The sequence below is a fragment of the Bacillus sp. EE-W1 genome (genome assembly GCF_009760835.1).
In the GTDB taxonomy this organism is placed as follows: Bacteria; Bacillota; Bacilli; order Bacillales; family Bacillaceae_G; genus Bacillus_A; species Bacillus_A wiedmannii.
In genome coordinates, this window is the sequence record NZ_WIPE01000056.1 from 430374 (window position 1) to 449637 (window position 19264).

Below are 19264 nucleotides of genomic sequence, written 5' to 3' on the forward strand. Positions count from 1 at the left end.
GAGAAAAACAAATGATAAAAGATATGCAACCATTTTTACAACAAGCTTGGGAGAAGGCTGGTTTTAAAGAATTAACTGAAATTCAAAAACAAGCGATTCCAACTATTTTAGAAGGACAAGACGTTATAGCTGAATCTCCAACTGGAACAGGAAAAACATTAGCGTACTTATTACCCCTTTTACATAAAATTAATCCTGAAGTAAAACAACCACAAGTTGTTGTTTTAGCGCCAACACGTGAGCTTGTAATGCAAATTCACGAAGAGGTTCAAAAGTTTACAGCAGGGACTGAAATTTCAGGGGCATCTTTAATTGGTGGTGCAGATATTAAGCGCCAAGTTGAAAAATTAAAGAAACACCCGAGAGTAATTGTCGGTTCACCAGGACGTATTTTAGAATTAATTCGAATGAAAAAGCTAAAGATGCATGAAGTAAAAACGATTGTATTTGATGAGTTTGATCAAATTGTAAAACAAAAGATGATGGGCGCAGTACAAGATGTAATTAAATCTACAATGCGAGATCGTCAATTAGTATTCTTCTCGGCGACAATTACAAAAGCGGCAGAAGATGCTGCACGTGATTTAGCAGTTGAACCACAATTAGTACGTATAACACGTGCAGAGTCAAAAAGCTTAGTTGAGCATACGTATATCATTTGTGAGCGACGCGAAAAAAATGATTACGTAAGAAGAATTATGCATATGGGCGATGTAAAAGCAGTTGCTTTCTTAAATGACCCATTCCGTTTAGATGAAATTACTCAGAAATTGCAATTCCGTAAAATGAAAGCAGCGGCTCTTCATGCAGAGGCAAGTAAGCAAGAGCGTGAAGCAACGATGCGTGCTTTCCGCGGCGGGAAATTAGAAATTCTACTTGCTACTGATATTGCAGCACGCGGTATTGATATCGATGATTTAACACATGTAATCCACTTGGAGTTACCAGACACAGTAGACCAATATATTCACCGCTCAGGACGTACAGGACGTATGGGTAAAGAAGGAACAGTCGTTTCTCTTGTAACACAACAAGAAGAGCGTAAATTACTTCAATTTGCAAAAAAACTAGGCATCGTATTTACGAAGCAAGAAATGTTCAACGGATCATTTGTAGAAACGAAACCGAAAGCACCAAAGAAAAAGAAACCAGCATTTACTGGGAAGAAAAAGCCTAGATAAATAAAGAGAAAGACGTAACTATTTGTAGTTACGTCTTTTTTGTTTGTAATTGAATGAAAGAGGAATAATAATAGTACCTGTAGAAACCTACATAGAATATAAAAACCATTAGGGGGAAATGAAATGATTCATAAAGTTGGACAAATTATGTTATATGTAAACAATCAAGAAGAGGCAGTAAATTTTTGGACGGAAAAGGTAGGGTTTCATGTAGTTGCAGAGGAAGATAATAAGCAAGGAATGAGATGGGTTGAGATTGCTCCGACTAGCGGTGCAGAAACGAGCATTATATTACATAATAAAGAAGTGATTTCTAAGATGAGCCCAGAATTAAATCTTGGTACACCATCTTTAATGTTCTTCTCAGAAAATCTTGATCAATTATATACAGATTTAAAAAATAAAAATGTTACTGTTGGTGAAATGGTAACAATGCCTTCTGGTAAAGTATTTAACTTTGCTGATAGTGAAGAGAATTATTTTGCGGTTATGGAAAAGAACAAATAATAATATTGCTATGTGAAAATCCCCCTCAAATATATTGAGGGGGATTACATGTTTGAAGTGGATTTTTCATTAGAGAGTTGATTAATAAAAAATGCCCCTTTTTCAATAGCTGTTTCAATATAACCAACGATTTGATCGAACGTAAATACTTGTAAGTTTTCATGTAAATGTTGCTCTGGATACAACATATCTTCAAAAAGATACTTTCGAAAAGCTAAAACGTTTTCTTTAGAAACCTCTTCAATATCTATAATGTGAGCCTCTTGATTGAGAAGAGAGAAGAGCCGTTGTTCTTTATCGTAATGATAAAGTAATTTTGCGTTCAATAATTTAAAGTCGTTGTAGTACATAGGCGCGATAGTTTCGTCATTTTCGATTCTGTTTTTAAGCCAAGGTAGAAAAAAGCCGCTTAGCCAATTATCATCGGCAATGAGGTGGGTGCAATAGCCTAGGAGAAAAGGGGACTCCATATAATCTTTATATTTATGAATAAGTGATCCATAATCAATTCGTCTCGTATAGTCTTTTGTTGAGCCGGCGTAAAAATGTGAGGTGACTTTTTCTATCTTTGAATGCACAGCATCAGGGGCCACACCTCCAAGTATAAAAGAAGTTTTATCTTGAATCGATAATTTCTCGGCAATCCGGTTAGCGATAATAGCATGCATAATTCGTGATCCCATGAACGACACCTCGGTTTCAAGTATTCATTTCAGGAAGAGGACTGAACAGTTAGTATGACTTTCCCTGTACTTTTTCTACTTTCGACCCATTCATGTGCTTTCCCTGCATCTTGAAGTGGAAAAGATTTCGTAGCCTTAATTTGCAAACTTCCGTCACGTAAATAACGGAAAACTTCATTTGCAGTTTCTTGGAGTAGTTCAGGACGTTTTTTTCGTGTAGTACCAAAGCTAAAACCGAGTATAGAGCGGCAACTTGCGTGTAAATCTTTCGTTTGAAAGTTACCAATTTCACCGCTTGCATTTCCGAAATGAACGAGGCGACCGTAATAAGCAAGACATTTTAAACTTCTTTCCGAAACCGTTCCAGAAATAGAATCTAAAATTACATCAACCCCTTCACCGTTGGTCAGCTCATTGACTTTCTCTACAAAATCCTCATCCTGATGACAAATAACATAATCAGCTCCAGCATCTAAAGCTATTTTTCTTTTTACTTCACTCCCAACAGTACCAATAACGGTTCCAGCCCCTAATCGTTTTGCAAGTTGAATTGCTGTCGTACCAATTCCACCAGCCGCTGCATGAATGAGTACAGACTCACCTTGTTGAAGCCTTGCTACATTTGCGAGTAAATTATAGCTTGTAAAAGATACAATCGGACAAGCAGCTGCAGTTTGAAAATCGACTTCATCAGGTAAAGCAAAAGTAAGGTTTTCGTTTGCGACAACGTATTCTGCGTAAGAGCCATCTTGAGGAAAAGCAATGACACGTTGTCCAGGATAAATATTTTTCACATGAGAACCGACTCGTTCTACAACACCAGCGGCATCTATCCCTGGTATAAAAGGTAGTGCTTTATTTCCTTTTTTACCATAACGGGATTTAATATCGGCGAAATTTATACTAGTAGCAACAACGCGAATCAAAACTTGATCTTCTGAAATAGCCGGCATATCCACATCTGTATATTTCATCACTTCAGGACCACCGAACGACGTTACAATGATAGCTTTCATTATATATCCTCCTAAATTTGACTATATAAATCATTTTAAATGTTCATTAGAAATTGGAAAATTATATAATAGTTATGTGTGATTATAAGTGAAGCTTATGAACATATTGAATCATTATATTAATCTATATAAAAAAACTTTTGAAAAAATCGAACGAAATGTCAATTACTTGCCAATATATAGTGTAAGACAAAGGAGGGATGGTATGTGAAGGGTGAAACAGTGTATACAGATTTGATCCAATTAACTTTATCAGGCAATAAAGAAGCATATAGCAAGTTGTATGATAAAACGATTCAAGAAGTATATAAAACAGCACATTTTTTAATTGAAGATAAAATGGATGTAGATGATGTCGTTCAAGAAATATACATACAGTTATATGAATCGCTTCGTAAGTATGATAGCGAGAAGCCATTTAGACCTTGGCTAATTGGACTTGCGATTAAACAAATTCACTCTTATAGAAGAAAGAGGTGGATGCGATTACGAATTATAAAAAAAGCAGAAGAGCAAAGAAAACCGGAACAAATTGATTTTTCGAACGATGTTGTAAGTAAAATATCAAACAAAAAACTAATCGAACTCATTCATAAATTACCGTATAAATTGAAACAAGTTATTATCTTAAGATATTTACACGATTATTCACAAGAAGAAGTAGCACAAATATTACATATTCCAATTGGTACTGTGAAATCTAGAATTCACGCGGCATTAAAAAAACTACGTCAAAAAGAGCAAGTAGAAGAAATCTTTTTAGGAGAGGTAGGGAATGTGAAATGAGTTTAGATTGTAGAGTTAGAGAATCTATACAAGAAGAAGCGAATGGGATTATTGCCCCGCCGGAGTTAAAAGAAAAAGTAATCGTTCAAATAAAAATGAATCACGGCGGGAGTAAGATGAAGAGACGCCTTATTGCAGGAGTGCTTACAACAGCATTTTTAATCCCAACGACTGGTTTTGCTTACCAATCTATTATGGCGGATGGTATATACGGGTCGTTTGAGAACTTAAAAAAACATGCCGGAGCGATGACATTAGAAGCGTATATGCGTTTTAATGCAAAGTTATCAGAAGCGAAAGACGAAATGGGTGCGAAGGAATATGAAGAGTTTACAAAAGAACTAAAGAAATTAACAAATGCAAAGCTTGAGTACGGGGATTCGAACGGTAATATTGATTATGATCAATTATCACCAGAAAAAAGAGAAGAAATGAAAAAGGTAAGTATGGGCCTTCAACCATACTTTGATAGATTAAATGGTCATAAATCTAGTAAAGAAATATTAACGCAAGAAGAGTTTGATCGCTATATGGAAGCTTTAATGACACATGAAATAGTACGAGTGAAGACTAAATCAACTGGTGGAATAAAAGCAGAAGATATACCTGAGGCATACAAAGAAAGATTTATGAAAGCAGAGCAGTTTATGGAGTATGTAGATGAAAAGGTTAGATAAGTAAAAAGCTCAAAGCCTAAGCTCTGAGCTTTTTTATTGAAACGTAAAATTATTAACCACCTATTCCTTTTGCTAGCGATAAGAAATATACAAATACTAGTATTACTGCATTTAATGCTGTACCACCTATTCCGAATAACCAATTCTTTGATGCGATCGCAAAAATAATACCGAGTAATGAAAGTATAACTAGAATCGCAATAATTAGAGTTAAATTTGCATTAGGTCCTCTTAAAATAAAGAAAGAACATATACTTGCGATAAACGTTAGAAACGAGAAAGTCCCTAATTTATACATAATAAGTCTCCTCTGGATAAAATGCATTGTGATCTAAATACAACCAATTTAATTTTAACATAATTCCCCTTTTGGTTTATATCGGCTTTTACAAGTAATATTAGATTTATAAACAAACTGACCTAATTAGCAACACTTAAAAAATGGTTATCAATTATATTTTTTCATATTTGCAGTATCTTTTTGTATAAAACAATCTAAAAGAGAATAGCCAGCTATTAAACTTATTATCGTAACAAAAGTAGTATTTATAAGAATAATATTAGTTAAATAAGGCAGGTATGCACCAACTGGTGAAAAGAGTAGAGCTGGAGAAAAGGAAATGAATAGCGTAGGCACAGTAATAGCGATAAATTTATCCGGTTGAAAGCGCCAGTTTTGTTTACTCGTTTCGCGATTAATGGATTGAAGGAATCGTAATAAAATGCCAACTATAAGAGGGAAGAGTGTAAAGTAGAATAATCTTGGATAAACGTTAAAGTTCACCTGTGCGTCTGTATCTAAATAAAATTGAATTTTCACTCCGACAAATAATAATAAGACGATAAATAAGGTGAAGCAGAGATATAGCATCACTTTTTGCATTACATTCCACCATCCTTTACTCAAAATATATTCAAAAAAAGAAGAGATATACAATAACTACTGTTGTATATCTCTTCTTTTACGGTTATTTAATAGTGGAGTTTGCTTTTTCTTGCTTCGTGAAATAATCTATAATGCCCATCGCACTAATTTCTATATCTAGATGTAAAATGTTGTAAACAGAATGATCTGATGGAACGTTTAACTTTGTAAGATGAGAAGAGATCTTATCCATTAATACAGTTTGTAAAGCTTTAGTCGCTTCATCGAAATCCGTGTACTGTTTAAAGATCTCTTTTCCAGTATGAACGAAAATAGTTAGCCAATGTTCTAGTTGGTTATATACTTCTGTAACATTAGAGGATGCACCGTAATGACCGAAATAAATAGTATCTACATTCATACTTTGAATGTGATTTTTAGAAGCAATCATCGCATCTGGTTGGAATTGTGAAGGGGACGTTGATGGTAAATATAGTTCGACACCAAGGTCTGCGAGTTCTCTATAATAAATTCCAATTGTATCGCCAGTAAAAATGCCGTTTGTTAATGAATCGTGAATGCTAATATGGTGTTTAGCATGTCCCGGTGTATCGTAAAATGTAAGTGTACGGTCTTCGGCAATTTTTAACGTATCACCATTTTGTACAATACGAACACGTTCTTCTTCTATAGGAAGAATTGGATCAAATAGTTTATCGAAATCTTCTTTGTATACAGCTTTTGCGCCTAAAATGAGTTTTGTTGGATCAATCATATGACGAGCACCGCGAGAATGCACATATAAAGTAGCGTTTGGGCATTTTTCCATCATTAAACCAGCAGCACCGGCGTGATCTAAATGAACATGTGTAACGATAATGTTTTTAACTTCGTTTAAATCAATATGTAATTGTTGTAAGCCGTCTAAAATATACGGAATAGAAGGGGCTGCACAAGTTTCAATTAAAGTAATATCGTCACCTACTAAAACGTACGTACCTGTTCGTTCATTATGTTGTAAATCAAAATCATCAATAAGATATAGGTGAGAAGATAATTGCTCTACTTTTTTCATCATTACCACTCCTTATTTACTATATGTTTCTATTATACGCTAAAATAGAAAAAAGGCAGAAAACGAAAGCTCGTCTTCTGCCTTTTTAAAGTGTTATTATTTCGTTTGTCCTTTATTGATAGACATAAGAAACAGTCCAACTATGCCACCAACGATTGGAAGCATAATTTCTCCTGCTAAATTAAAGTAGGAGCTTAAAAATAAACCATTTACATCGATTACCCAGCCAATCACATACAATAACATCATATATAGTACGAAATAAAACTCGCGATTTGAAATCGTTTCATGTTGTGCAGTTTTCATAATGAACACCATCCTTTTCTTTTATAATGGAATATAAACTGTCACATTTTGTTCACAATTTAATTGTAAAACTTTCCATCATAAAAGTCTAGTAGTTTGTGTCGAATTTTTGAACAGAAATAAAGCGCTATCATATTGGGGTGTAAGTACGTAATAAGAGCTGTATATTCATGAATGTAGTATAGTATAAACATAGAATGATAGTGAAGAGAGGGGTAAGGAAAATGACAGTTTATGATTTTTTAGCTAAAACGATAACAGGAGAAGATAAATCGTTAAAAGATTACGAAGGAAAAGCACTTCTTATTGTAAATGTAGCTAGCAAATGTGGTTTTACACCACAATATAAAGGATTACAAGAAGTATATGATAAATATAAAGACCAAGGACTAGAAGTACTCGGTTTCCCTTGTAACCAATTTGGAGGACAAGAACCAGGTACAGAAGCAGATATTACTAGTTTTTGTGAATTAAACTACGGTGTGAATTTTCCGATGTTTGCAAAGGTTGATGTGAAAGGTGATAAGGCACATCCGCTTTATACATACATGACAGAACAAGCTCCAGGTTTACTCGGTATGAAAGCAGTGAAATGGAATTTTACTAAGTTTTTAATTGGAAAAGACGGGAAAGTAGTAGGGCGTTTTGCGCCGCAAACGAAGCCGGTTGATTTAGAGGTTGAGATTGAGAAGGTACTAGGAGAATAACTAGAAGTTTCACTTTATTAAAAAAGCCTCAAAGAACAGGGTAGTTCTTTAAGGCTTTTTCTGTGAACTCACATTAACAAGATTAAATCGCTGAATGGAAGTCATTTGATTTAGGCGGAGAGGCTGCTTTTTTCATAAGAATTTCCCATAAGTGTACGGATTTCTTCCATTCTGCTACGGCCTGTCCCTTTTGATACATAGCGTTCTCATAACTGAAAGTAAGTTGTTGCATATGAGCCGAGTTGTAAAGTGTATCAATGTGGAGAGCATATTCTCGGAATGTTTGACTGTCCCCTCGTGGTATACCAATTCTGCCAAATTGTTTTAAAAGTGCACCGTAAGCTTTGCTATAAACAGCATCATCTTTTCGGTATTTGTAGAAAAGAATAATAAAAAATGTAATCCATTTCATTCTAGTAGCGAAGAGAATGTATCCGATGATACTAATTGGTATCGTAGAGAGGAATACGTACCACCAAGAAAATCTATTTTTAGAATTTGTAAGCTTTTTAGTAGGAGTTTCTTCTGTATCTTCTATTAAACTTTTAAGCTTTGCTTCATTGTTTTTTTTGTACATTTCCGCGTTTTGAGCATTAGTTTCTTCACTATTTTGTAAAGTAGGAGCAGGAGTATTATTTGTGAAATTATAGGGATTGGTAAATCCTTTTGTTGGTTCGAATGGAATCCATCCGTATCCTGGGAAATATACTTCGACCCAAGAGTGTGCGTTATCGTTCGCGATTTTATATACATCCTCACCTTCTGCACCAACTAGTGTGTTATCAAGAGTTCCTTCTGTATAACCTTTTACCCATCGAGCAGGAATCCCAGCAGAACGAAGTAACACAATCATAGATGTCGAAAAATTATTACAGTAGCCGCTTTTTGTATCAAAAAGGAATTGATCAACATAATCTTGATTTTTGGCAGGGAACAACACATTCATTGTTTCATATACGAAAGAATGGTCGGTGAAGTAATTTTCAATAGCTAATACTTTATCATATCGGTTGTCTTTATCATTTGTTAGATTAACAGCTAAGTCTCTTACTCGCTGCGGTAATGATTCGGGAAGTTGCGTGTACTTTGTCATGAAATAAGGATTTGTTTCTTGGCCTTCATTCGTGTTTACAGCTTTCAATTTTTCTATGGAAAACTCCGGGATCTCATACGTTACTTTATATGAATTTAAAGTAGTAGAGGAGTCTCCGTGCATCGTATAGATTTTTTCTGAAAAGGGGTCAACGCTGTATGATATATCTGAAGAAGCCTCAACTGATACTAATCCTGCTGGATAGGTAAGGTGTGGATAACTTTTTTTCATGGTGATTGTTGCCTCAGTGGCCTCCGTTTTTGTATTTTGTTCGTACCAGCTCACGACGTCGTTTTTATTTTTAAAAGAAACCTTTTTTTGATTTTCAGAAACTTCCCAGCCTTTTCCTGTATAAAAATCTTTCGTTTCGACTCTCCAATATTGTTTGTTTTGCGTTTGTGCTGTGAAAACAATTGTAGGATCCGCCTTAAAAGGACCGCCTAATCGCGAATCATCTAAACCATACCCAATTTTAGAAACTTCTTGTTTTTTACTTGCTTCGGATGTGTTGAATTTTAAAAAATCCATTGGGTTTGGCCATTGAGGGCCAAATTTTGGAGCAAAGTATGCGATAGTTGCTGACAATACAATAAATATTGTAAGAGGTTTAAGTAATTTTGAGATTTCTCTAGCATAATTTTGTAAGTGTTCCATCTCTTTTATTCGTTCTATGCGGAGAAGACTAAGCATAAAAAAGCCGATGACAACAGTACGAATAATAGCGTAGTTTGCATGATATAAATGTAAGTTATGAAAAACGGTGATATAAATAATAGTCAATATAAGAAATAACAGCCCACGTTTTTTATGAATCATCCAAAAAGAGATGAAAGCACTCAAAAACCAAAAGGATAAAAAAAATAAAAGTGTTGGAAAAACTGGAGAAACCTCTAGCAAATTCCCCTGAAATAACAAGGAGGCATTTCGAGAAATATCAGTAAAAAATTTCATTAGCCAAGATGGATTTATAAAAGCGTTTTTATAATATAAGAAATGAATGATGAATAAAATCGTGACGATCTTTATTGGAATCTGCCATTTTATTTGAAAAAAAGAGAGAGTGAAGCAAATCCCTATAAATATTACGAAAACATCTAATCTACCTACGTTTGTAATACCTACGAGGGGCCTTAGCCATTCTAGTAAAAGTAGAAATGCGCATGCATGCATGAAAAATCTAGTCATATCCCATTGTTTTTTTGCCTGTAATGTTATCATTTGCTCACCTCAAAAAAAACGTTTGTATACTGGTTTCCATAAACCACATTTACAAATATTTGTCGTTTTTGTAGAGTTTCTAGAATACTGAGTTCTCGGTGTGAGAGTTGATTTGCTTTTTCTTTTACGACAAACACCATTAATTTTCTGTTTTTTATAGCAGCAAAGTCAGCCGCCTTTTGAATATCGGGAGAAAGATCGCTTATCACGAGTATAATCGTGACGGGCTCATAAATTTTTCTTAATTCCATTTCTACACTCCGGGAGAGCGGGAATACACTATCTGCTTGTACTTTCGCTAAATGACAAAAGATTTGATGTAACTGACTATCTCCATTGTCTAAAGGGAAAAAAGTTCGTTCTTTTCCGACAGATACGAATGACGCCGGTGAATTTTGCTTCAAGACAGACCTGACAATAGAGGCAGTAAATGTGACGACTGATTCGAATAGAGGGGATGGGGTTCTGTCCATGAATATCATAATATTATGGCTGCGCTGTTGTTCAAACTCTTTCGTCATAATGTTGTTTGTTCGTGCAGTTGCTTTCCAATCAATCCACGAAAAACGATCACCAGGTTTATATTCCCTGACACCGACAGAAATGGTAGAGTCTTTTACTAATTTTATATTTGCTGAAAGTGCTCCTTGTTCGAAATGATTTTCCATTTGTCGATATGTTATATCTACATACTGAGGGTAGACTAAAAATGTATCTGGAACTGAAAAAGTTACTTCTTTCTCCATCATACCGAATAGATCGCCAGTTTTGACACGTACGCTTGAAAAAGAGTGCTCTCCTCTAGGGATTGTGTCAATTGCATATTGAAACGAAATATTTCGTTTCAATCCTGGAAAGAGTATTACTTTATTCATCTTCGTTTGTTTACAATTTGTAAATTGTGATGGCAGTTCATCTTCTATAATTAAATAAAGTAAGGGAAAAGGGAAACTTCTTTTTATTGTAATCGTACTTAAAAATGGTTCTCCTGCTACATATTCGTCTTGATTTGTTATTCGTTTTACCTCGGCGTTCCGTAAAGCAAAGAAGGGAAGCAATAGTGAATAAAGGCCAATAGGAATCGCACTGTAAAACAAAAACCAACTTACAAATCCTCCTTGAAGCATAGCGTATACAAATGTTAAGACTAGGCATAACGGAATGAGTGATAACTTAGTAAAATGATAGAGTGCTCGTAGTATCCGTTTCATCAAAGGTTCATCTTCCTTTGAGTAGGTACGGTAGTTCGCGCAACGATTTTTGCGATAATTTGTTCTCCTGTTATTCCTTCAAATTTTGCCTCCATTTTTAGAATGAGTCTGTGAGCTAACACGTAGGGAGCTAAAAATTTAACATCGTCTGGAATAACATAATTTCTACCATGGATGAATGCATAAGCTTGTGAAGCTTTCATTAAAGCAATCGAGCCACGTGGACTTGCACCTAGTTGAATAGAACTATAAGAACGAGTCTGACTAACAAGCTTTACAATGTAATGCTTGATTGCTTTTTCCATGCTTACTTCCCGTATGCTTTGTTGTAAATAAAGTAATTCTTCTATTGTTGTAATAGCTTGTAAATGGGAGAGGGGATTTGTTTTTTCCATCCTGTTTAAAATTTCAAATTCTTCTTCTTGTGTAGGATATCCCATTTTTAGTTTCAATAAGAAACGATCGAGCTGTGCTTCTGGTAAAGGATATGTTCCCTCATATTCGACCGGATTTTGCGTAGCCATTACAAAGAACGGTTTTGGTAACGGTCTTGTTATGCCATCTATTGTAATATTGCCTTCTTCCATACTTTCAAGTAAGGCAGATTGTGTTTTTGGAGATGTACGATTAATTTCATCAGCAAGTATAAAATTCCCCATGATTGGTCCAGGCTTGAACTCAAATTGGAGCTCTTTCGGATTATAAATAGAAACACCTGTAACATCTGACGGCAGTAAATCAGGTGTGAATTGAATGCGCTTGTAATCAGCATCAATTGATTTAGAAAGTGCACGTACTAACATTGTTTTCCCAACGCCAGGCACATCTTCTAATAGTACATGACCTTCAGCTAAGAGAGCTGTCAAAGCTAAGATCGTTTCTTTTCGCTTTCCGACCATTAACTTTTCAATATTGTTAATTATTTTTTCTATAATGGGATGTAATGAGTCAAGCTGGTGCATCATAATCCTCCTAATGTGTTATTATCGTTGTCTAATCTATTTAGTGAAAACTAGAATGTATCCATCTAATTGCGGGCAATAAAGATTCCATCTTTAATTCTGAGAATATTCAGATTATTTATTCTGATTACATCTAGTATAATTGTTTCCGTAACTAAGGGCAATATGGTAAATAATGATTTCTAGTTTTATAGGAAATACGTTTTGATATAGAATAGTATCGTCGGTAAAAGTAGAAGAGGGGAAGGAAAGGAAAGATTAACCTCAATGAGCAAAATAAATAGCGTAGGAAACCCTACGCGTAAAGTTTGGAACATATATTAATACGCCTTGTGATTAAAATGTATATGAATAAAATAAAGTCGGCTTCACATGAAGAGGCCATCTATTTAAATTATTACACTCCTTTATTTTTTATCTTTTTTATATTCTTTTCGTTTATTTAACCAAATATGAATCAATTCTACCAATTCCATTGTTTCAATCTCACAATATTCTCCTTTACCATCTTCGGCTAAATTGTCTAACACAGTAGTTGTGTCGTTCCAGATTTCTAAACCGCAAATGTTGCCATTTACTACTACATAATTTTCTTCTCCGTTTAAAACACTATGTATTTCTTCTAAAATCCAATCTCCAAAAGCTGAAACTTCAATTCCTAAAAAAGTTTCAACAAGTTTTATTTTTTGAGGAAGTCTCATAACTAAATCACTACTGTTAAGTACTTCAAAACTATATGGATATTTCATGACTATTTTACTCCTTTATTTCTGGCTTTAGTGACTATATTTACTTCTCTATTAAGGTAATAAATTCTTATACTATCATTACTCTTGTCTTACTTACATTTATAGTAAAAGTAGATTGTTATTAAACTTATTTATCCAATATCTCTCTGATGTAGGTATGAGTTCAGTGAAATCTTCATATGTACCTATCCAATCTTTTGGTACATAGTTTTCGTATGATGCCGGTTCTGGAAACATTGAATATAGTATTTTATTATCAAAGTTAATTAATAAGACTGGACTATAATCTAATAGATCTTCTCCTGCATTCTTCCTTTTAATATTTTCAAGTAGTAAATAATTTAATTCTTCTTTAGTTGTTTTATATTGATTAATCCTTACTAAAAATACTTCTACATTTTCATGATCTAATACTTTTATTCCATTTCTTTCTTCCGTTTCATCATCATCTTCAATGCTTATACCTAAATTTTTATATGCATTATCTAATTTATTATAATCTAAAAACCATAGTTCTTTATCTGTTACATACCACCTAAACTCATTTTTATATATGACGGCTACTATAATGTTTTCTGCATAAAGCGGTTCTAATATCATAATCTACTCCTTTTATTATTATCTTAATATCCTGCCATTCTGGTGTATTCTTCTCTTCATTCAATCCAAGTTGCTGGCAAATCATATGGATTTCCTGGCGTTTTTGGTTCAACTATTTTCAGGATATTTACCCTTAGTATGGTGGATTGAAAGTATTGTATTTTCATTTATAAACTTATCTTACGATTTAGGCAAATCAAATTTAACTATTCCCAAATTACTTCCGCTATTATATAAGAAATTTTTTGCTCGCTCATTTTAATCTGTACTACATCTTAAACTTTGCTAGAAGCAAGGAAGTAATTTAACAGTCAGTGAAGGATGTGAACCCTCCACAACGATTAGATTTTCACTTTTTTATATTTGCTCCGGAATTTTTGACAATCTCTTGAACTGTGCGAAATGTCACATCTGTATTTTACAACCTCTCTTATAGTAAGGGTATGGAAGAGAGACGTATTAAAGGAGTGAACAGTATGAAGAAGAAACCTTCAGCACTAATGAGACGTTTAAAATATTTTTCACCAATAGATCGTTATAACGATAATCATACACAAGAAACATATGAAGATCGTGAATGGGAGAATGTGTACAGAAAGCGTTGGCAGCATGATAAAGTAATTCGTTCTACACACGGCGTGAACTGTACTGGCTCATGTAGTTGGAATATTTATGTGAAAGATGGAATTGTAACTTGGGAAGGGCAGGAGCTTAACTATCCGACTACAGGTCCTGATATGCCTGATTTTGAACCGCGAGGATGTCCGCGTGGAGCAAGTTTTTCTTGGTATATTTACAGTCCACTTCGTGTGAAATATCCGTATGTACGTGGTGTTCTTTGGAATATGTGGCAAGAAGAATTACAAAATAACGAGTCACCACTAGACGCTTGGAAAAGCATTGTGGAAAACGCTGAGAAGGCACGTACGTATAAGCAGGCGCGTGGTAAAGGGGGATTCATTCGTGCGAATTGGGATGAAGTGTTACAACTCGTTTCTGCTTCATTACTATACACAGTAATGAAATACGGTCCAGACCGAAATGTTGGTTTTTCACCAATTCCAGCTATGTCGATGTTAAGTCATGCAGCTGGTAGTCGCTTTATGCAACTTATGGGTGGACCGATGCTTAGCTTCTATGATTGGTATGCAGATTTACCACCAGCTTCTCCCCAAATTTGGGGCGATCAAACAGATGTACCAGAAAGTAGTGACTGGTATAACTCTGGTTACATTATGACATGGGGTTCAAATGTACCGATGACGAGAACACCAGATGCACACTTTTTAGCAGAGGTTCGATATAAAGGAACGAAAGTCGTTTCTGTCAGTCCTGACTTCGCTGAATCTACAAAGTTTGCGGATGATTGGATTAGTGTGAAACAAGGTACAGATGGTGCGCTTGCGATGGCAATGGGGCACGTAATCTTACAAGAATTTTACGTAGATAATCAAGTGGAATACTTCACAAAGTATGCGAAACAATATACTGATTTTCCTTTCTTCGTCACATTGAAACAAAAAGGGGATCAATTCGTTGCTGATCGTTTCTTAAATGCTTCTGATATTGGACGCGAAACGAAGTTAGGGGAATGGAAACCTGTACTTTGGAACGAGAATACGAATGATTTTGCAACACCTCACGGCACAATGGGGTCACGTTGGGATAATGAAAAGAAATGGAACTTACGTTTAGAAGATGAAGAAACAGGTGAAAAGATTGATCCACGTCTTTCTTTACTTGGAATGGAGGATAGTGTTCAAACTGTACAAATTCCGTACTTCTCTGATGATGGAAACAAAGTATTAGAACGAACAATTCCAGTGAAAAAGGTTATGACAGAAGAAGGTGAAGTGTTCGTTACAACTGTATACGACTTAACGTTAGCAAATTACGGTGTGAACCGAGGACTTGGCGGACAAGAGCCGAAAGACTTCAATGATGACGTACCGTTTACACCTGCATGGCAAGAGAAAATGACAGGAGTAAAACGTGAGCTTATTATTCAAATCGCTCGTGAGTTCGCACAAAATGCTGTTGATACGAACGGTCGCTCAATGATTATTGTCGGAGCTGGTATTAACCATTGGTTTAACTCTGATATGATTTATCGCGCAGTTTTAAATCTTGTACTTCTCGTCGGAGCGCAAGGTGTAAACGGCGGTGGTTGGGCGCATTACGTTGGTCAAGAAAAATTACGACCAGCGGAAGGATGGCAAACAATCGCGATGGCAAAAGATTGGCAAGGGCCACCAAAATTACAAAACGGTACATCTTTCTTCTATTTCGTAACAGATCAATGGCGCTATGAAGATACACCAGTGGGACATTTAGCATCACCAGTGGAAGGCAACTCTCGTTATCAACATCACGGTGATTACAACGTATTAGCGGCACGACTTGGCTGGTTGCCTTCGTATCCGACATTCGAGAAAAATGGGATTGAATTATATAAAGAAGCTGTTGCTGCTGGTGCAACAACGCAAGAAGAAATCGGGAAATACGTTGCACAAAAATTAAAAGAAAAAGAACTGAAATTTGCGATTGAAGATCCAGATAATAAAAAAAACTACCCGCGCAACTTATTCGTATGGCGTGCAAACTTAATTTCAAGTTCTGGTAAAGGACATGAATATTTCTTAAAACATTTGTTAGGTACGACAAACGGATTAATGAATGACGATAGTGATTCGTTACGACCAGAAGAAATTAAGTGGCATGAAGAAGCACCAGAAGGGAAGTTAGATTTACTCATTAATTTAGATTTCCGTATGGCTGGAACAGCACTTTATTCTGATATCGTCTTACCTGCTTCAACTTGGTATGAAAAGCATGATTTAAGTAGTACAGATATGCATCCATTTGTACATCCATTTAATCCAGCAGTCGGTTCGCCGTGGGAAGCGCGCTCTGACTGGGACATTTTCACTTCTCTTTCTAAAGCTGTGTCAGATTTAGCGAAGAAAATCGATCTTGAACCAATGAAAGAAGTTGTTGCAACACCACTTCTTCACGATACACCACAAGAATTAGCGCAACCACTTGGCAAGATTAAAGATTGGAGCAAAGGTGAGTGTGAACCAATCCCAGGTAAAACGATGCCACAAATTCATGTTGTCGAAAGGGATTATAAAACGATTTATGACAAAATGACTGCGCTAGGACCAAATACCGGAAAACAGCCAATTGGTACGAAAGGGATTTCTTGGTCTGCGGAAAAAGAATATGAGCAATTAAAGAGCCGATTAGGAGTCGTTCGAACGGATTCTATTGCGAAAGGTTGCCCAGACATAAAAGAAGCAATTAATGCTGCTGAAGCGGTATTAACACTTTCTTCTACAACAAACGGTCATATGGCTGTAAAAGCATGGGAAGCACTTGAAAAACAAACGGATTTAAAACTACGTGATTTAGCAGAAGAACGTGAAGAAGAATGCTTCACATTCGAACAAATTACAGCGCAGCCGAAAACAGTAATTACTTCTCCAGCATTTACAGGTTCAGAAAAAGGTGGACGCCGTTATTCACCATTTACTACAAATGTAGAACGTCTCATTCCTTGGAGAACAATCACTGGTCGACAATCTTTCTATTTAGATCATGACATGATGAAAGAATTTGGTGAAACGATGGCAACATTTAAACCAATTCTGCAACATAAGCCGTTCCGTAAATCACGGCCTGAAGTAGAAGGGAAAGAAATTACTTTAAACTATTTAACACCACATAATAAGTGGTCAATTCATAGTATGTATTTCGATTCATTACCGATGTTAACGCTATTTAGAGGTGGTCCAACTGTTTGGATGAATAAAGAGGACGCTGCAGAAGCTGGCGTTGCAGATAATGATTGGATTGAGTGCTTTAACCGTAACGGAGTTGTTGTAGCGCGTGCTGTTGTAACGCACCGTATACCGAGAGGAATGGCATTTATGCATCATGCGCAAGATCGTCACATTAACGTGCCTGGTACGAAATTAACAAGCACCCGCGGGGGAACGCATAATAGTCCAACCCGTATTCATGTCAAACCAACACATATGATTGGCGGATATGGTCAATTAAGCTATGGATTTAACTACTATGGTCCGACTGGTAACCAGCGTGACTTAAACGTAGTAATTCGTAAACTGAAGGAGGTAGATTGGCTTGAAGATTAAAGCACAAGTCGGAATGGTAATGAATCTAGATAAATGCATCGGCTGCCATACTTGTAGTGTAACGTGCAAAAACACCTGGACAAATCGTCCAGGTGCTGAATATATGTATTTCAATAACGTAGAAACGAAACCTGGTATTGGTTATCCAAAGCAATGGGAAGATCAGGATAAATATAAAGGTGGCTGGGAATTGAAAAATGGTGAAATTCAGCTGAAATCCGGTTCAAAAATGAAGCGCCTTATGAATATTTTCCACAATCCAGATCAACCAACAATTGATGATTACTTTGAACCTTGGAACTATGATTATGAAACGTTAACAAATAGTCCGCAGCGTAAGCATCAACCAGTTGCTCGTCCGAAATCAGCAATTACGGGTGAATTTATTGACAAAATTGAATGGGGTCCAAACTGGGAAGATGATTTAGCAGGCGGACATATAACAGGATTGCAAGACCCGAACGTAAAGAAAATGGAAGAAGAAATTAAAACGGATTTTGAAAATGTCTTTATGATGTATTTACCGCGCATATGCGAACACTGTATGAATCCATCTTGTGTATCTTCGTGTCCATCGGGTGCGATGTATAAACGTGAAGAAGATGGGATTGTCCTTGTAGATCAAAATGCATGTCGTGCTTGGAGATTCTGCGTATCTTCTTGTCCGTATAAAAAAGTGTATTTTAACTGGCAAACGAATAAAGCTGAAAAATGCACAATGTGCTTCCCGCGTATTGAAGCGGGTATGCCAACGATTTGTTCGGAAACATGTGTAGGACGTATTCGATATATTGGGGTAATGCTATATGACGCTGACAAAGTAAAAGAAGCGGCGTCTGTTGAAGATGAAAAAGATTTATATGAATCTCAGCTTACTGTTTTCCTAGATCCAAATGATCCAGAAGTAGCAGCTGAAGCGAAAAAACAAGGGATTCCTGAAGAATGGATTAAAGCGGCACAACAGTCGCCAATCTATAAAATGATTATCGATTGGAAAATCGCTCTACCTCTTCATCCAGAGTATCGTACAATGCCAATGGTTTGGTATATCCCACCGCTTAGCCCAATTATGAACATGGTGGAGGGGAAAGGTAGTAACTGGCAAGCAGAAGAGATTTTCCCTGCTATTGATAATATGCGTATTCCAATTCAATATTTAGCGAATTTACTCACTGCAGGAGATGAATCACATATTCGTCTTACGTTGAAAAAAATGGCTGTTATGCGAACGCATATGAGAGCATTGCAAATTAATAAAGAACCAAATGAATCGGTATTAAAAGAACTCGGCTTAACGAAACTGGATGTAGAAGATATGTATCGTCTTCTTGCTATCGCGAAATATAAAGATCGCTTCGTCGTTCCGGCCACTCACCGCGAGCAAGTTGCAGATTTATATAACGAACAAGGAAGCTGTGGTTTATCCTTCGCAGGTGGCCCAGGCTCTTGCACGACAATTTCTTAAATA

General features: G+C 35.9%; 18 protein-coding genes. 7 read left to right on the top strand and 11 right to left on the bottom strand.

Going from position 1 to position 19264, the window contains the following annotated elements; translation table 11 throughout:
* Positions 1–11: 11 nt before the first annotated feature.
* Both GFJ36_RS09830 and GFJ36_RS09835 read left to right on the top strand, forming a co-directional pair.
* Positions 12–1181 (top strand): DEAD/DEAH box helicase, encoded by a 1170-nt coding sequence (locus tag GFJ36_RS09830; protein ID WP_000588608.1) that lies wholly within the window; start codon positions 12–14, stop codon positions 1179–1181.
* A 123-nt stretch (positions 1182–1304) separates the two neighbouring features.
* Positions 1305–1688 carry a VOC family protein gene (locus tag GFJ36_RS09835; protein WP_088609021.1) on the top strand — a complete coding sequence of 128 codons (384 nt, stop codon included), beginning with the start codon at positions 1305–1307 and terminating at the stop codon, positions 1686–1688.
* A gap of 44 nt (positions 1689–1732) precedes the next feature.
* Here GFJ36_RS09835 and GFJ36_RS09840 read toward each other — a convergent pair whose 3' ends face one another.
* Together GFJ36_RS09840 and GFJ36_RS09845 are read right to left on the bottom strand one after the other, a co-directional pair.
* Complete coding sequence (locus GFJ36_RS09840; RefSeq protein WP_097889457.1) at positions 1733–2371, bottom strand: zinc dependent phospholipase C family protein; 639 nt, start codon at positions 2369–2371, stop codon at positions 1733–1735.
* A gap of 29 nt (positions 2372–2400) precedes the next feature.
* Positions 2401–3387, bottom strand: a complete 987-nt coding sequence (locus GFJ36_RS09845; protein ID WP_097889458.1) for a quinone oxidoreductase family protein — start codon at positions 3385–3387, stop codon at positions 2401–2403.
* A gap of 207 nt (positions 3388–3594) precedes the next feature.
* Between GFJ36_RS09845 and GFJ36_RS09850 the strand changes: the two genes are divergently transcribed.
* Entirely contained in the window at positions 3595–4173 is a 579-nt protein-coding gene (locus GFJ36_RS09850; protein ID WP_097889459.1) for a sigma-70 family RNA polymerase sigma factor, read from the top strand.
* Positions 4170–4850: a DUF3600 domain-containing protein gene (locus GFJ36_RS09855; RefSeq protein WP_097889460.1), complete on the top strand. Its 681-nt coding sequence runs from the start codon at positions 4170–4172 to the stop codon at positions 4848–4850. Before GFJ36_RS09850 ends, GFJ36_RS09855 begins: the two co-directional genes overlap by 4 nt.
* Positions 4851–4902: 52 nt before the next feature.
* On the opposite strand, the gene GFJ36_RS09860 is transcribed toward GFJ36_RS09855, so the two are convergent.
* The 4 genes from GFJ36_RS09860 to GFJ36_RS09875 form a co-directional block, all read right to left on the bottom strand.
* Complete coding sequence (locus tag GFJ36_RS09860; RefSeq protein WP_097889461.1) at positions 4903–5148, bottom strand: hypothetical protein; 246 nt, start codon at positions 5146–5148, stop codon at positions 4903–4905.
* 150 nt (positions 5149–5298) lie between these two features.
* Positions 5299–5733 carry a hypothetical protein gene (locus tag GFJ36_RS09865; RefSeq protein ID WP_064460240.1) on the bottom strand — a complete coding sequence of 145 codons (435 nt, stop codon included), beginning with the start codon at positions 5731–5733 and terminating at the stop codon, positions 5299–5301.
* A gap of 85 nt (positions 5734–5818) precedes the next feature.
* Entirely contained in the window at positions 5819–6790 is a 972-nt protein-coding gene (locus GFJ36_RS09870) for an MBL fold metallo-hydrolase (protein WP_097889462.1), read from the bottom strand.
* Positions 6791–6886: 96 nt separating this feature from the next.
* The gene (locus tag GFJ36_RS09875) at positions 6887–7096 is read right to left on the bottom strand and encodes a DUF3925 family protein (protein WP_097889463.1); all 210 of its coding nucleotides are present in this window, start codon (positions 7094–7096) and stop codon (positions 6887–6889) included.
* A 224-nt stretch (positions 7097–7320) separates the two neighbouring features.
* Between GFJ36_RS09875 and bsaA the strand changes: the two genes are divergently transcribed.
* Positions 7321–7803, top strand: coding sequence for a glutathione peroxidase (gene bsaA / locus GFJ36_RS09880; protein ID WP_097889464.1), 483 nt, complete (start codon positions 7321–7323; stop codon positions 7801–7803).
* Between the two features lie 82 nt (positions 7804–7885).
* Here the strand turns inward: bsaA and GFJ36_RS09885 are convergent, their stop codons facing one another.
* The 5 genes from GFJ36_RS09885 to GFJ36_RS09905 all read right to left on the bottom strand — a co-directional run bounded on the left by GFJ36_RS09885 (position 7886) and on the right by GFJ36_RS09905 (position 13636).
* The gene (locus tag GFJ36_RS09885) at positions 7886–10114 is read right to left on the bottom strand and encodes a transglutaminase TgpA family protein (protein WP_098082490.1); all 2229 of its coding nucleotides are present in this window, start codon (positions 10112–10114) and stop codon (positions 7886–7888) included.
* Complete coding sequence (locus GFJ36_RS09890; RefSeq protein ID WP_098230726.1) at positions 10111–11325, bottom strand: DUF58 domain-containing protein; 1215 nt, start codon at positions 11323–11325, stop codon at positions 10111–10113. Before GFJ36_RS09890 ends, GFJ36_RS09885 begins: the two co-directional genes overlap by 4 nt.
* Positions 11325–12287, bottom strand: coding sequence for an AAA family ATPase (locus GFJ36_RS09895; protein WP_098230727.1), 963 nt, complete (start codon positions 12285–12287; stop codon positions 11325–11327). The genes GFJ36_RS09890 and GFJ36_RS09895 overlap by 1 nt, the downstream gene beginning before the upstream one ends.
* A 407-nt stretch (positions 12288–12694) precedes the next feature.
* Positions 12695–13036, bottom strand: a complete 342-nt coding sequence (locus GFJ36_RS09900) for a hypothetical protein (RefSeq protein WP_097889468.1) — start codon at positions 13034–13036, stop codon at positions 12695–12697.
* A gap of 99 nt (positions 13037–13135) precedes the next feature.
* Positions 13136–13636: a hypothetical protein gene (locus GFJ36_RS09905; RefSeq protein WP_098082491.1), complete on the bottom strand. Its 501-nt coding sequence runs from the start codon at positions 13634–13636 to the stop codon at positions 13136–13138.
* Between the two features lie 476 nt (positions 13637–14112).
* Between GFJ36_RS09905 and GFJ36_RS09910 the strand changes: the two genes are divergently transcribed.
* Entirely contained in the window at positions 14113–17796 is a 3684-nt protein-coding gene (locus tag GFJ36_RS09910; protein WP_098230728.1) for a nitrate reductase subunit alpha, read from the top strand.
* Positions 17786–19261, top strand: a complete 1476-nt coding sequence (gene narH / locus GFJ36_RS09915) for a nitrate reductase subunit beta (RefSeq protein ID WP_097889471.1) — start codon at positions 17786–17788, stop codon at positions 19259–19261. Before GFJ36_RS09910 ends, narH begins: the two co-directional genes overlap by 11 nt.
* The last annotated feature ends 3 nt before the right edge of the window (positions 19262–19264 follow it).

Coding starts and splice junctions, on each gene's coding strand:
- GFJ36_RS09830 (WP_000588608.1), top strand. CDS start 12: ATGATAAAAGATATGCAACCATTTTTACAACAAGCTTGGGAGAAGGCT.
- GFJ36_RS09835 (WP_088609021.1), top strand. CDS start 1,305: ATGATTCATAAAGTTGGACAAATTATGTTATATGTAAACAATCAAGAA.
- GFJ36_RS09840 (WP_097889457.1), bottom strand. CDS start 2,371: ATGGGATCACGAATTATGCATGCTATTATCGCTAACCGGATTGCCGAG.
- GFJ36_RS09845 (WP_097889458.1), bottom strand. CDS start 3,387: ATGAAAGCTATCATTGTAACGTCGTTCGGTGGTCCTGAAGTGATGAAA.
- GFJ36_RS09855 (WP_097889460.1), top strand. CDS start 4,170: ATGAGTTTAGATTGTAGAGTTAGAGAATCTATACAAGAAGAAGCGAAT.
- GFJ36_RS09860 (WP_097889461.1), bottom strand. CDS start 5,148: ATGTATAAATTAGGGACTTTCTCGTTTCTAACGTTTATCGCAAGTATA.
- GFJ36_RS09865 (WP_064460240.1), bottom strand. CDS start 5,733: ATGCAAAAAGTGATGCTATATCTCTGCTTCACCTTATTTATCGTCTTA.
- GFJ36_RS09870 (WP_097889462.1), bottom strand. CDS start 6,790: ATGAAAAAAGTAGAGCAATTATCTTCTCACCTATATCTTATTGATGAT.
- GFJ36_RS09875 (WP_097889463.1), bottom strand. CDS start 7,096: ATGAAAACTGCACAACATGAAACGATTTCAAATCGCGAGTTTTATTTC.
- bsaA (WP_097889464.1), top strand. CDS start 7,321: ATGACAGTTTATGATTTTTTAGCTAAAACGATAACAGGAGAAGATAAA.
- GFJ36_RS09885 (WP_098082490.1), bottom strand. CDS start 10,114: ATGATAACATTACAGGCAAAAAAACAATGGGATATGACTAGATTTTTC.
- GFJ36_RS09890 (WP_098230726.1), bottom strand. CDS start 11,325: ATGAAACGGATACTACGAGCACTCTATCATTTTACTAAGTTATCACTC.
- GFJ36_RS09895 (WP_098230727.1), bottom strand. CDS start 12,287: ATGCACCAGCTTGACTCATTACATCCCATTATAGAAAAAATAATTAAC.
- GFJ36_RS09900 (WP_097889468.1), bottom strand. CDS start 13,036: ATGAAATATCCATATAGTTTTGAAGTACTTAACAGTAGTGATTTAGTT.
- GFJ36_RS09905 (WP_098082491.1), bottom strand. CDS start 13,636: ATGATATTAGAACCGCTTTATGCAGAAAACATTATAGTAGCCGTCATA.
- GFJ36_RS09910 (WP_098230728.1), top strand. CDS start 14,113: ATGAAGAAGAAACCTTCAGCACTAATGAGACGTTTAAAATATTTTTCA.